Source organism: Sphingomonas sp. TF3 (assembly GCF_003985085.1).
GTDB lineage: Bacteria > Pseudomonadota > Alphaproteobacteria > Sphingomonadales > Sphingomonadaceae > Sphingomonas.
The window spans coordinates 39,312-51,899 of the sequence record NZ_RWKS01000010.1 but is presented as its reverse complement, the minus strand read 5'-3'; the positions used below and the strand labels follow the sequence as shown (position 1 = coordinate 51,899).

9 protein-coding genes and 1 tRNA gene are annotated in these 12,588 nt (G+C 64.6%); 5 read left to right on the top strand and 5 right to left on the bottom strand.

What is annotated here, in order from left to right; genetic code table 11:
• Nucleotides 1–44 precede the first annotated feature (44 nt).
• The gene (locus tag EJC47_RS10780; protein WP_126847540.1) at nucleotides 45–584 is read left to right on the top strand and encodes a redoxin domain-containing protein; all 540 of its coding nucleotides are present in this window, start codon (nucleotides 45–47) and stop codon (nucleotides 582–584) included.
• On the opposite strand, the gene EJC47_RS10775 is transcribed toward EJC47_RS10780, so the two are convergent.
• The 5 genes from EJC47_RS10775 to EJC47_RS10755 all read right to left on the bottom strand — a co-directional run bounded on the left by EJC47_RS10775 (nucleotide 565) and on the right by EJC47_RS10755 (nucleotide 6,912).
• Nucleotides 565–1,122 (bottom strand): AAA family ATPase, encoded by a 558-nt coding sequence (locus tag EJC47_RS10775; RefSeq protein WP_126847538.1) that lies wholly within the window; start codon nucleotides 1,120–1,122, stop codon nucleotides 565–567. The two genes, EJC47_RS10780 and EJC47_RS10775, sit on opposite strands and share 20 nt — an antisense overlap.
• The gene (pnuC, locus tag EJC47_RS10770) at nucleotides 1,119–1,688 is read right to left on the bottom strand and encodes a nicotinamide riboside transporter PnuC (RefSeq protein WP_126847536.1); all 570 of its coding nucleotides are present in this window, start codon (nucleotides 1,686–1,688) and stop codon (nucleotides 1,119–1,121) included. The genes EJC47_RS10775 and pnuC overlap by 4 nt, the downstream gene beginning before the upstream one ends.
• Nucleotides 1,689–1,790: 102 nt before the next feature.
• Nucleotides 1,791–5,153 carry an autotransporter outer membrane beta-barrel domain-containing protein gene (locus tag EJC47_RS10765; RefSeq protein ID WP_260591541.1) on the bottom strand — a complete coding sequence of 1,121 codons (3,363 nt, stop codon included), beginning with the start codon at nucleotides 5,151–5,153 and terminating at the stop codon, nucleotides 1,791–1,793.
• Between the two features lie 296 nt (nucleotides 5,154–5,449).
• A tRNA-Pro gene (locus tag EJC47_RS10760) sits at nucleotides 5,450–5,526 on the bottom strand.
• Between the two features lie 90 nt (nucleotides 5,527–5,616).
• On the bottom strand, nucleotides 5,617–6,912 hold the full coding sequence (locus EJC47_RS10755) for an FAD-dependent oxidoreductase (protein ID WP_126847534.1): 1,296 nt from the start codon (nucleotides 6,910–6,912) through the stop codon (nucleotides 5,617–5,619).
• A 187-nt stretch (nucleotides 6,913–7,099) separates the two neighbouring features.
• Between EJC47_RS10755 and EJC47_RS10750 the strand changes: the two genes are divergently transcribed.
• From EJC47_RS10750 to EJC47_RS10735, 4 genes are read left to right on the top strand one after another with little or no spacing between them, the layout of a single operon-like run.
• The gene (locus EJC47_RS10750; RefSeq protein ID WP_126847532.1) at nucleotides 7,100–10,480 is read left to right on the top strand and encodes a glycosyltransferase; all 3,381 of its coding nucleotides are present in this window, start codon (nucleotides 7,100–7,102) and stop codon (nucleotides 10,478–10,480) included.
• 59 nt (nucleotides 10,481–10,539) lie between these two features.
• Complete coding sequence (gene modA / locus EJC47_RS10745; RefSeq protein WP_126847530.1) at nucleotides 10,540–11,298, top strand: molybdate ABC transporter substrate-binding protein; 759 nt, start codon at nucleotides 10,540–10,542, stop codon at nucleotides 11,296–11,298.
• Nucleotides 11,298–11,987 carry a molybdate ABC transporter permease subunit gene (modB, locus tag EJC47_RS10740; RefSeq protein WP_033964990.1) on the top strand — a complete coding sequence of 230 codons (690 nt, stop codon included), beginning with the start codon at nucleotides 11,298–11,300 and terminating at the stop codon, nucleotides 11,985–11,987. The genes modA and modB overlap by 1 nt, the downstream gene beginning before the upstream one ends.
• A complete protein-coding gene (locus EJC47_RS10735) occupies nucleotides 11,977–12,588 on the top strand; it encodes an ATP-binding cassette domain-containing protein (RefSeq protein WP_126847528.1) in 612 nt (203 codons plus the stop codon). The genes modB and EJC47_RS10735 overlap by 11 nt, the downstream gene beginning before the upstream one ends.

The window sequence follows — 12,588 nt, the reverse complement described above, 5'->3', positions numbered from 1 at the left end:
GGGGCGGCAGGCTAGGGTGACGGATCGTTTTAGGAGACGTCGCCATGAAGTTTGCCATCCCGTTTGTCGCCGCCAGCCTCGCGCTTGGCTTTGCCACCCCTGCCATGGCCGCGCTGAAGGTTGGCGATACCGCGCCGAACTTCACCACCGAGGCCGCGCTTGCCGGCAAGACGCACAGCTTTACGCTGGCGACCGCGCTCAAGAAGGGGCCGGTGGTGCTGTATTTCTTCCCCGCCGCTTTCACCTCGGGCTGCACCGCTGAGGCGCATGCCTTTGCCGAGGCAGCGGCTGATTTCGAGAAGCAGGGCGCGACACTGATCGGCCTGACCGCAGGGAATGCCGAGCGGATCAAGGAATTCTCGTCGGTTGAATGCCGCGACAAATTCCCGGTCGGGCTGGCCACGCCCGCCACGATCTCGGGCTATGACGTCGCGCTGCCGCAAAAGGCCGGCTGGACCAACCGCACCTCCTATGTGATCGGCACCAACGGCAAGATCGCTTACGTGCTGTCCGAGATGAAGCCCGAGGGGCACATCACCGGGACCTTGGCGGCAGTGAAGGCGCTCAAAGCGAAGAAGGGCTGAGCGAGGCGGGATTGGGAGTGGCGGGGCGCACCCCGACCGAGGCGAGCGCAGCGAGCGCCGCCGCGAGACGGTCGGGGCCGCGCCCGCCCACAAGCACATAGGCCAGGCCGCGCCGCTCCAGCTCGGCACGTGACAGGTCGAAGAAGCGCTGCCGCTCCGCCGTGCTGCCGAACAGGCGCGTACCATCGTCGATCCACGGTAAGTCGATGTCGAGCAGCAGGTACAGGTCGGCGGTGTTGTGCCACGCGTCGAACCACGGGTCGCGGGTGCCGAACAGCATGTCGGCCCACACCGCCGTCATCAGCGGATCTGTATCGAGGAATAAAGGGTCAGCACCGGTAGCGCGCGCGGCCTGTGTCATCGCATCGTGCGTTTGGGCAATCTCGACCAGATCGGCCATGGTGAAATCGGTGCCGTGCTGTTCGGCGAAGGTGCGGCCATATTCGGGGACGAACACCGTCGCATAATGCGCGGCAAGCTGTTCGATCAGCGTCGATTTGCCCGTGCTTTCGGGCCCGTGCAGGCAAATCACGGTCATGCGGTGGCGGTCCGTCGCGCGACCCGCTGCCAGTCGAACAGACCCCAGATCGCCAGTGCCAGGAAGATCGCGTAGAGCAGCATCGTCAGCCACAATCCCTTGGCGGCATAGAGGCCGACCGAGCCGATATCGACTGCGATCCACAGCCACCAGCTTTCGACCACACGGCGCGATTGCAAAATCTGCGCGGCGACGCTCATCGCAGCAAGCGTCGCATCGGCCCAGGGGAAGGAGGCGTCGGTGAAGCGGTGCATTGCATATCCCCACAGCGCCGCTGCGGCCAGACACCCGATCGTCCAGGTCAATCGAGCGCGGTTCGTCAAAAGCCCGACCGTCACTTCACCCGCAGCCGCGCGGGCGCGGGACCAGTTCCACCAGCCATAGATTTGCACGACGAAGAAAAACACCTGCAGCAAAGCATCGCTGTAGAGTCGTGTATGGAGAAAGATGACCGCGTAGAGAGTGACCATCGCGAGGCCGAAGACATAGTTCCAGATGCTGCGCAAAACGACCAGCGTGACATTGGCCAGTCCGAGCAGGAACGCGACAATTTCGAGAGCGGTCATGGCGCGGAGCGGTAGCAGTGGGAGATGCCACGCGTCGAGCATGGATGCGCAAAGGGCCGCCCGGTCACCCGAACGGCCCGCTGGCTTAACGCGATATCCCGCTCAGAAGGCGATCTTGACCGTCGCGCGGTAGCTTTGGTTGGAGATGTCGGTCCGACCGGCGGTCGTATCCGCCCCGATGGACAGCGTGACGTCCTTGGTCGCGTAGGACAGGCCGCCGCCGATCTCGCCCCAGTCTTTGTCTTGCGCAGCCAGTGCGAAGGATGCGTTGGGGCCAACGCCGCCGACGAAATTCGCACCGAAGGCGCTCGGCTGGTCGCGGAACGCATGCACATAATAAGCGGACAGATAGGGCTTGAGGATCTTGCCGCCGCTCAGGTTGACACCGCCCAATGCCTGAACGCTGTTCGAGGGTAGCGGCGCGATCCGCAGCGCGGTGCCCCCGCCGGTCTCATTCGTACCCGCCCAGTCGATCTGCCCTGCGCGCAGTGCGGCGCGCGGCGTGATCTTCAGGCCGCCCCCGACGCTTATGTCATATCCCAGCCCGAGCTGCGTCGAATAGGTCAGCGAGCTTTCGTGCCCACGCAGCGTGAAGGGCGTTCCGACCAGGGAAACGCTGCGGCGCGTTGCCGTATCGAGGAAGCCCAGGCTCGCCTGAACATCGAACGTGAGCGGCCCTGCAAGCGCGATTTTGCCATAGGCGCTGGTCTGGAACAGGTCCGCCCGGGCATATTGGCCGCCGGTCGTGGAGCCGCTCGCGTTGGTGTAGGAGAAGGACATGCCGACGGCGGTACGGCTGTCGAGTTCGCCTTCGATGCCGCCGACGACGTAGAACCCGTCAAAGGTGTCGCGCGCGCCGAGCGGAACGGCGGTGGGCATTGGGCGGCTGTTGCCGTTGAGATAGCCTGCCGCGATGTACCCGTTGACGGTTTCGGGCAGCTTGCCCGGGCGCAGCGCTGTATCGTTTGCAGCGAGGGCAGCGCCACTGGCGACGACATCTCCCGACGCGCGGCTCGCCGCGAAGACGAGCGGATTGCCGATGATCGCGAGCGTCCCGTCAAGGTCGCCATGATCGAGATTGGCCAGGCGGGTGGCGGTGAACCGCTGCATATTGTCCACCGCGAGCGTGCCGAGTGCGCGCTTCAGCGTCTGCTCGCGCGGGGCAAGGCTGTCGAGCGTACCTTGGATCGTGGCCGCGTTCTGCAGATCGAGCGGGCCATAAACGCCGGCATAGGTGTTGTAGATGCTGCGGTTCTGATCGAGCAATTGCGCATAAGCGCGCTGCACCGGCGAACTGCCAACGACGTTTGCATACAATCCAGCGTCGATCGCCACCTGCACCGCATTGGCGGAATAGATGAAGCGCGGGGTGAGGATCGCGCTGAGCGCGGTCGGGGCCGCATAGGTGCCGGTCACGCCGCCTTGCGCGGTCAGGATCGTATAGACATCGCCATAGCGAATCGTGTGGCCCGCGACGGGCGCGAAGCCAACGATGCCGCCAACGCTCGCAGCACCTGTGACCGCGAGTTTATCGGAGGTATTTGCCGGTCCAAGGTCGATGAACTGCACCGTTCCCGAGGACAGGATCAAATTGCCGCCGAAGGTGATGGTGCCAATGGTACCGGCCGTGCCGGGCATGATCATGCCGCTCACGCTGGTGAAGAACGGCGCGTTGAAGCGCCCCGCACCGGTGATACCGCCGGTCAGCAACAGATAGTCGCCAACCGAGGTGACCGTGCCGTTATTGGTGACGAGACCTTGCAATTGATTGATGTTGATCAGGCTGGTCAACGAAGCGCCGCTGTTGACGGTCAGTTTGGCGGCAGTGCCATTGAGCGTTAGGCGGTCGATCGTCACGGCCGATCCGAGCGTGGTGGTGCCGGCCGCGGCCAACGTCACGTCGAAATAGCGTGCGTTGATCTGATTCACCGAGTCGGGATTGATATTGTTCGGCACGAAGTTGGTTGCCCCGGGCAAGCCATTGGCGAGCGTCGCGGCGGGGAGGGCGGTCGAGCTGGCGGTGGTGCCGGGAACTGGGTTGGTGACCGCGACGCCGTGGTCATAATAGACGCCGGTCTTCACGTCATAGCAGACGTCATAGGCGAAATTGGGTTCCTGATCGCAGATCTGGCCAAATTTGCCCGATGTACCGGTGGTGCCCTGACCTGCCGTGGTGGGCACGCCGTTGACCAGCGCGCCGTTGACGATGACGTTATAGGCGGGGTCGAGGTTGGTCACCCAATGCGTTGGGTCAGTCCAATTGCCGTCGCCCGCAAGCGTGCTGACGTAGCGATAGGGATTGGCGGCCGCGATATAGTCCCAATACAGATAAAGCGGCTGGTAGAAGGCGCTGGTGCCGTAGCTGCCGGACGGCTGCGCACTGAAATAGCGCGTCCCGCCCGAGAGCACTGCGATCACCAGTTGCTTGGCATAAGTGCGGTCGAGGATCAGCGGACCGCCCGAATCGCCGGGTCCGGTAATCCCTTCTCCAGACAGGGCGTTATCCTTGAAGATATTGAAGTCGAAACCGTTGGTGCGGCTGTTCGGTGCTCCGCTGCTGTCGAAGTCGATCTGATAGAGATTCTGGGGGCGACCCCGTGGCGCGATGCCGAACAGGCCGATATCGATATCGTCGAGCGACCCGAGCAAGCCCAAATAATTCTCTGCCAAGCGCCGCCGATAGTCGACGCCGACCGAAGCGCCGCTGGTCGCGGTCCCGGTATTTCCATAGCCGGCGATGGCCACGTGATAGCCGGTGCCGGTCGTGTCGCTGATCGAGGTGGGGGCGGGCAGTGCAGAGAATAGCAGCGCCCAGGTCGGCACATTCGCTGCGGGCGTATCGAGCGAAGCGACGGCGACGTCTGCCTGCAGGAAGTTGTTTGCCAGCCCCAGATCAAGCGAGTGCGCGTTATATTGCACCTGATTGACGTTGTAGAGATAGTCCGTGATCGAGGTCAGATACTTGGCACCGCCCGCAGTGCCATTGAGCCAGTGCCCGAAAGCCGAATTGCCCGCGAGATTGTTGTTCGTCTGAAAGCCGAACGCGATCGGCAACTGGCCAGTACCGGTGCCGTAACCCCAGGGGTTCATAGCCGTGCCCGTCGTGCTCTCATTGACGCAGTGCGCCGCGAAAATGACGGTGCGCGGGTTGATCAGCGTGCCGGTGCACAGGCCGATAAAGCCGTTCTTCTGATCGATGATCATCTGCCCGATGCCGGTGACGTTGGTCGGGTCGCGGTCGGTCACCGATGTGCCGGGCGGCGCGATGACAATGCTGGGATCCGAAACGGGCGGCACCGCGATATTGGTCTGCGGTTCAAGAACGTAGCTCGCAGGGCCGACACCCACCGGTGTGTCGTTGAGCGTAGCGGCCTGCGTCGCGCCAGCGGCGACAAGCGACCAAGTTGCGGCGGACGCGAGAAGGACTGCTCGCGCAGCAGGCGCACGTTTACCAAGCTCGACCATGATAGACTCCCCCGTTTGGCGCTGCCCCTGCCGCGCCGTATTGGGAGGGAGGCTAAATACCCGTTATCAAAAGCTCAAGGCGTGGAAGGCCCGTAACGGGCGCATTTTGTAATATTTCAAGATAATTACAGCGTGTTGCGCTAATGCAACATTGATCGAGTTTATGGGGCACGCCACGATCGATTGTACCTGCCTGGACGGCAATTTTCAGCCGGCGGCGGATCATCATGACATCGGGGAATATGGGGGAGCGCCAGGGCAGCCTTCAACGGCAAGTGCCCGCTTCGTTCCAGCAATGGTCGGGGCGATAGGATTCGAACCTACGACCCCTGGACCCCGAGACCAGTGCGCTACCAGACTGCGCCACGCCCCGACACATTGCAGGGCGCAGCGCGTAGCCGCAGGGCGCGGCGGTAGCAAGTCAAAAAAATGCCACGCAGGCGGATCGCGCGTCTGCTGCGGCTCAAAGGAGCACGGCGAGCATCTCGTCGATCGTCGCGAATTTCTCACGGGGGGCACCCTGACGCGCGCGCGCGACCTCCGCCGCCTCGATCTTTTGCCAATCGCGGAAGGTCACGATCTCGATACCGCGCTGTGCGAGCAATTCATCAAGATCGATGCGCCCGCGCTTGCCACTGTCGGCCGGAATGTCCGCCGCGATGAGCTCTGCGATGGCGAAACCGTCGGGGCGGTTGGTGCCGATCGTGCCAGTTGGACCGCGACGGGCCCATCCGACCGCGTAAAGCCCCGGCGCGATCCGTCCCTCGACATTGGCGAAGCGCCCGAGCTTCTCGTCATATGGCACCCCGGCGATCGGCGGCGTGCGATAGCCGATACAGCTGACGACCAGGCCAGCAGGGACCGCATAGGTGTCGCCGGTGTCGCGCACGTTCCCAAGATCATCGATCATGGTGCGGGCGATGATAACCCGTTCTGCGACACCGGTGCCCTCGATACGAAGTGGACGGGCAAAAAAATCGAAGACGATGTGGACCGGCTTGTCGTCCTTCCGCTCGGCAAAAGCCCTCAGGTGAGCGATCGATTTCCGCAGGCCCGGGTCCAGCGCCGCGTCGCTTTCGGGCGAGGGAAGGTCGGAGGGATCCACAACAGGGAGCGCCCGCGAAAGATGGGCAAGCTCGCCGAGCTCCTTCGGGGTCATCGCGATCTGCTGCGGTCCGCGCCTCGAGAGCACGGTGATCGTGGCCAATTCTGTCTCGCGCAATCGTCCAAGCGCGTGGGCGGCGATGTCCGATCCGGCAAACTCGTCCTCGGCTTTTGCGAGAATGCGAGCAACGTCGAGCGCGACATTGCCGGCCCCGATGACCACCGCATCGCCGCGGGTGAGCGGCGGATCGAGGTCGGCAAAGTCGGGATGGCCGTTGTACCAGCCGACAAAGGCCGCCGATCCGATGACGCCGGGCAGGCCGTCGCCCGGTACGCCGAGCGGCTTATCCGCCGGTGCCCCGGTGGCGAGGATGACGGCATCGTAACGATCGAGCAATTCGCCAATGGAGACGTCGCTTCCCACCGTGACGTTGCCGACAAACCGCACCGTGTCGCTCAACGCGACCGTTTCATAGCGTCGGGCCACGCCTTTGATCGATTGATGGTCGGGGGCAACGCCGCTGCGGATCAAACCATAGGGCACCGGCAAACGATCGATGATATCGACGCGTGCAGCATCGCCGAACGTCTTTTGACAGCCTTCCGCGCTATAATAACCCGCAGGGCCTGAGCCGATGATCGCAATGTGGCGCATTGGGGCTCTCCTATGGGGGATATCCTAGCGTGGGGTTCGCTGACGGCAAGGTGCGCCGGCACTCTAGCCTTTGGACCGAAGATAACGATAGAGTTACGAATGACATGAATGTCATGTTGGCGTCGCGTTTAGGCCATGCGAAGGGGCCGATGCGATCATGACGATTTTACCCGAGGACAGGAATTCCATGAGCAGTGCCCCCGTTTTCTACGATGCCTCGGGGCGCCGTCGGCGGCGTTTCGCGGTGGCGGTGACGGCGTTTGTGCTGTTGATCGTGGTGGCGATTGCCGCGCTCGGGGTTTCTATCGGGGCTGTGCCGCGCGCGCCCTTGTTGCCGGTCGAGGCCGAGCACGCCGCGTTGACCAAGCTGCCGCCGCCGCATGAGCCGCTGCTGAAGCGCGCGCGGCATGATTTGAACGACTATGCCCGGCTGCTCGGCGCGCGTCCGCGCGGGGTTGGGGTCGATCAGCCATTGGCGATCGCGTTTCATGCGCCTTGGGACGAGTCCTCGGCGGCATCCCTCCGTCGCAATATCGCTGAGCTTGACTGGCTGATTCCGGGCTGGGTTTCGGTCACTGGCGCGGATCATAAGGTCACTGTGTTTCGGGATGTTGCGGGGCGGGAGATCATCAACCGGTCGCCGCATCGCCCCCTGATCTTGCCGATGATCCAGAATGCGGTGAACGGCAATTGGGATCCGCGCGGCATGGAGGCGTTGTTGCGGGCACCGGCGCAACGCAAGGCGTTGCTGGACAAGCTCGAACCCTGGCTGGCGGCCAACCATGCAGGCGGCGCGTTTTTCGATTTCGAAGAGCTTACGCCCAGGGGGCAGGCCGACTTTCGCACGTTCCTGGCCGAGGCGCGGGCGCGTTTTATCAAGCACAGCTGGGTGATCGCGATCGCTGTGCCGATCGGCGAAGCCGATGGGCAGAATGGCTGGAATATGCAGGCATTCGCCCCCGTGGTCGATCGTATCTTCCTGATGGCCTATGACGAGCATGAAGTCGGCGGCGCAGCGGGGCCAATTGCGTCGCAAGCGTGGTTTGAACAGTCTGTCGCAAGAGCAGCGCATGGCCTGCCGCGCAGCAAGGTCGTCGTCGCGATCGGCAGCTATGCCTATAACTGGCACGATCATACCGGGGAGCCGCTCGCGATCGACGAAGCGTGGGAAACCGCGCGGGAATCGAGCGCAATGCCCGTGTTCGACAGGGCCAGCGGCAATACCGGCTTTGCCTATCAGGAAAACGGCAGTCGTCACGAGGTGTGGATGCTGGATGCGGCCTCGGCCTACAACCAGTTGCGCTTTCTGGCGCGATCGGGGCTGGACGGGGTCGCGGTCTGGCGCTTGGGATCGGAGGATCCCGGGCTCTGGTCGATCTTCGGCCGCTCGCACCGAACCTTGCCCCCTGCGTCCGTCATCGAGAAAATCCCCGCCGGGACCGACGTCGACATTGATGGCAGCGGTGAGATCCTGAAGATCGCAGGTGTGCCCGTGCAGGGCGTGCGGCGCGTCCAGACCAACAAGGACGGCGCGATCACGAATGTCGTGTTCGAAACCTTACCCTCGCCCTACATCGTCGCGCGCACCGGGTATAAGCCGGGGCTTGTCGCGCTGACCTTCGACGACGGGCCCGACCCGACCTGGACCCCCAAGGTGCTCGACATCCTGAAAGAAAAGAAGGTACCCGGAACCTTCTTCATCGTCGGCGAAAACGCGCTAACCCAGCGGCCGTTGCTCGAACGCATGGTCCGCGAAGGCCATGAAATCGGCAGCCACACCTATACGCATCCCAATCTGGCGGGCGCGTCGCTTGCCGAGACGACCTTTCAGCTCAACACCACGCAGCGCCTGTTCCAGGCGTTTACCGGGCATTCGCTCCGCCTGTTCCGCGCGCCGTATTTTGGCGACGCCGAGCCAACCACCGCCGACGAAATCGATCCGGCGCTGCAGGCGCAGGATCGGGGGTATATCTCGGTCGGGCTGCACGTCGATCCGGGTGATTGGAAGCGCCCGGGCGTCCAGAATATCATCGACTCGACGGTGGCGCAGGTAACCGACCCCACGGCCAAGTGCGACCCCACCAATCCCGAGCCGCAGTGCAGCCGCAACATCGTGCTGCTCCACGACGCCGGTGGAGATCGTTCTCAGACGGTTGAGGCGCTGCCGCAGATCATCGATCAGTTGCGCGCCAGGGGGTACACCTTCGTGCCCGTGTCGACGTTGGCCGGCATCCCGCGCGATGTGGTGATGCCGAAGCTGTCCGCGAGTGATCAAGCAGCCGCGGCGACCGATCTGTTCATCTTCAGCGCGCTCGGCGCGATCGTCATCGGGTTAGGGTGGATCTTCTTTCTTGCCATTACGATCGGTATCGCGCGCGCGGTGATCCTCTCGGCGCTGGCGCTGATTCAGGCCCGACGCGAGAGCCGGACGATCTTCCCCGAGATCGACCCGACGCGTTTCGTTACCGTGATGATCCCTGCGTTCAACGAGGAATTGGTGATCGAGCGCGCGGTGCGCGGTGTGCTCGCCTCGACCGATGTGCGCGTCGAAGTCATCGTGATCGATGATGGATCGAGCGATGAGACCAGCGAGGTCGTCGCGTCGGCGTTTGCGCAAGACCCGCGCGTGAAGCTGTTAACGCTCGAAAATGGCGGGAAGGCGCGGGCGCTCAACCACGCCCTCGCGCTGGCAACGGGCGAGATCGTAATCGCGCTCGACGCCGATACCCAGTTCGAGCCAACCACGATCGCCCGGCTCGCGCGCTGGTTCGCCGACCCAAAGATCGGCGCGGTGGCGGGCAATGCCAAGGTTGGCAACCGCGTGAACCTGCTGACCAAATTCCAGGCGGTTGAATATATTACGGCGCAGAATCTGGAGCGGCGGGCGCTGGCGCGGCTCGACGCGATGACGGTCGTGCCCGGCGCGGTCGGTGCGTGGCGCCTCGCCGCGATCCAGCAGGTTGGGGGCTATCCCGACGATACACTGGCCGAGGATCAGGACCTTACCATCGCGATCCAGCGAGCCGGCTGGAAGGTGACCTATGACCAATATGCCATCGCCTGGACCGAATCCCCCGAGACGGTGAAGGGGCTGGCCAAGCAACGCTTCCGCTGGGCATTCGGCACGCTGCAATGCTTGTGGAAGCACGGCATTATCATCGCGACGGGCAAGCCGCGCGGGCTTGCCCGGGTGGGTTTGCCGCAAGCGATCCTGTTCCAGATCGTATTTGCTGCGATCTCCCCGATCATCGATCTCGCGCTGATCGTCAGCTTCGTGACGACGTATCTGGCGGTGCAGGCGCATGGCTGGGCGCAGACGCAGCATGATGTCGAGAAGATGCTGCTCTACTGGCTGGTGTTCACCGCGATCGATCTGCTTGCCGCAACGGTGGCGTTTGCGCTGGAGCGGCGCGAGAATTGGCGGTTGCTGTGGCTGCTGATCCCGCAGCGCATCGGCTATCGCCAGATCATGTATTACGTCGTGATCAAGGCCATTGCGCAGGCCTTGCGCGGCCCGCGCGTTGGCTGGGGCAAATTGGTGCGCACCGGGCGCGTGCAGGCGGGGTAGCGCGCGGGCGGGAGGGTTTTGCTATATGCGCGTCGATATAGCTATCGTATGGACGGGCCATGAAACGCCTCCTGCTCCTGTTGCTATTTCTGACCGGGATTGCCCCCGCGGTGGCGAGACCTCAGTCGCAAGGACCGCTGGTGCTGGCCGCAGCCAGCCTGCAGGAGGCAATGACTGCAGCGGGGCACGCCTGGGCGGCGCAGGGCCATGCCGAACCCGTGCTGTCCTTCGCCGCCTCCTCGGCGCTCGCGCGCCAGATCACGGCTGGCGCACCTGCCGACCTGTTCGTTTCGGCGGACCAGGCATGGATGGATGATGTCGCAGCCAAGGGGCTGCTGGTGCAGGGCACCCGCGCGCCCTTTCTCGGCAATCGGCTGGTGATCGTCGCGGCCGTGGGCAACCCGGTGAAGGTGCCGTTGGCCTCGGCCGCACTGGTGCGGCTGCTGGCGGCGGGGCCGCTGGCGATGGCGGACCCCGACAGCGTGCCGGCCGGGCGCTACGGCAAGGCCGCGCTGATCGCGCTTGGCGTGTGGGCGCAGGTGCAACCGCATGTCGTCGCCGGGGACAGCGTGCGTGCGGCGCTGGCGCTGGTCGAGCGTGGGGCGGCACCGCTCGGCATTGTTTACGCGACCGATGCGCGTGCCTCGTCCGCCGTCCGGATCGCAGGCGTGTTCCCGCCGCGCAGTTATCCGCCGATCACCTATCCGCTGGCGCGCCTGAAAAGCTCGACGAACCGCGAGGCGGAGGGGTTCCGCCGCTTTCTGCTGTCGCGCAGCGGCCGGGCGATCTTCGCGCGCTTCGGCTTCAGCGCGCGGTAATGCTCACCTCAGAGGAATGGGGCATCGTCCTGCTGTCGTTGCAGGTCGGCGCGGTGGCGATGGCGGCGACGCTGCCGGTGGCCTTTACGCTGGCCTGGATACTGGCGCGGGTGCGCTTTCCGGGCAAGGTGCTGCTTGATGCAGCGGTGCATTTGCCGCTGGTGGTGCCGCCGGTGGTGACGGGCTGGGTGCTGTTGCTGGCCTTTGCCCCGCGCGGGGTGATCGGCGCACCGCTCGAGGCGCTGTTCGGGGTGTCGGTGCTGTTCCGCTGGACCGGGGCGGCGATTGCGGCGGCGGTGATGGCGCTGCCGCTGACGGTGCGCGCGATGCGGCTGTCGATCGAGGCGGTCGATCAGCGGTTGGAGAGCGCCGCGCGCACGCTGGGGGCCGGGAGGGCGCGTGTATTCTGGACGATCACGCTGCCGCTGAGTGTGCCCGGCATCCTTGCGGGCGCAGTGCTGGGCTTTGCACGCTCGATCGGCGAGTTTGGCGCGACGATCACCTTCGTCTCCAACGTGCCCGGGCAGACGCGGACTTTGCCGCTGGCGATCTACAGCGCGCTGCAGCAGCCGGGCGGTGAGGCGATGGCGTGGCGGCTATCGTGGATATCGGTCGCGCTGTCACTGGCGGCTTTGGTCGCGTCGGAAGTGCTGGCGCGGCGGATGGGGTCGGGGCACCATGTCCTTTGATGTCGCACTGACCAAGCGGATCGGTACGACCGAGATCGCGCTGACGCTGGAACCGGGGCCCAGCGCGGGGCCGGGCGCGACGATCCTGTTTGGCCGGTCGGGCGTGGGCAAGACCAGCGTGCTCAACATGGTGGCGGGGCTGCTGCGCCCCGATGCCGGGCATGTGCGCGTTGGTGGCGACGCACTGTTCGGGGACGGTGTGGACGTCCCGCCCGAGCGCCGCCGCGCAGGCTATGTCTTCCAGGAGCCGCGGCTGTTCCCGCATCTGCGCGTGCGCGGCAATTTGCTGTACGGGGCCGGGCGCAGTGCGGAGATCGGCGATCGCCTGAATTTCCTGGGGATAGCCGACCTGCTCGACCGCTGGCCGCATACGCTGTCAGGCGGTGAGGCACGGCGGGTCGCGATCGGGCGGGTGCTGCTGAGCAATCCGGGCTTCCTGCTGCTTGACGAGCCGCTGTCGTCGCTTGACCGGCCCCGGCGCGAGGAGGTGATGCAGGCGATCGAACATATTCGCGACGTGCTGCGCCTGCCGATCCTGATGGTGACGCACGACCCGGCGGAGGCCGAACGGCTGGGTACGCGCGTGGTGCGGATGGGGTGA

What these genes read in the sequence shown, in the direction of transcription:
- EJC47_RS10780 (WP_126847540.1), top strand. Translation starts at nt 45, where the DNA reads ATGAAGTTTGCCATCCCGTTTGTCGCCGCCAGCCTCGCGCTTGGCTTT.
- EJC47_RS10775 (WP_126847538.1), bottom strand. Translation starts at nt 1,122, where the DNA reads ATGACCGTGATTTGCCTGCACGGGCCCGAAAGCACGGGCAAATCGACG.
- pnuC (WP_126847536.1), bottom strand. Translation starts at nt 1,688, where the DNA reads ATGACCGCTCTCGAAATTGTCGCGTTCCTGCTCGGACTGGCCAATGTC.
- EJC47_RS10765 (WP_260591541.1), bottom strand. Translation starts at nt 5,153, where the DNA reads ATGGTCGAGCTTGGTAAACGTGCGCCTGCTGCGCGAGCAGTCCTTCTC.
- EJC47_RS10755 (WP_126847534.1), bottom strand. Translation starts at nt 6,912, where the DNA reads ATGCGCCACATTGCGATCATCGGCTCAGGCCCTGCGGGTTATTATAGC.
- EJC47_RS10750 (WP_126847532.1), top strand. Translation starts at nt 7,100, where the DNA reads ATGAGCAGTGCCCCCGTTTTCTACGATGCCTCGGGGCGCCGTCGGCGG.
- modA (WP_126847530.1), top strand. Translation starts at nt 10,540, where the DNA reads ATGAAACGCCTCCTGCTCCTGTTGCTATTTCTGACCGGGATTGCCCCC.
- modB (WP_033964990.1), top strand. Translation starts at nt 11,298, where the DNA reads ATGCTCACCTCAGAGGAATGGGGCATCGTCCTGCTGTCGTTGCAGGTC.
- EJC47_RS10735 (WP_126847528.1), top strand. Translation starts at nt 11,977, where the DNA reads ATGTCCTTTGATGTCGCACTGACCAAGCGGATCGGTACGACCGAGATC.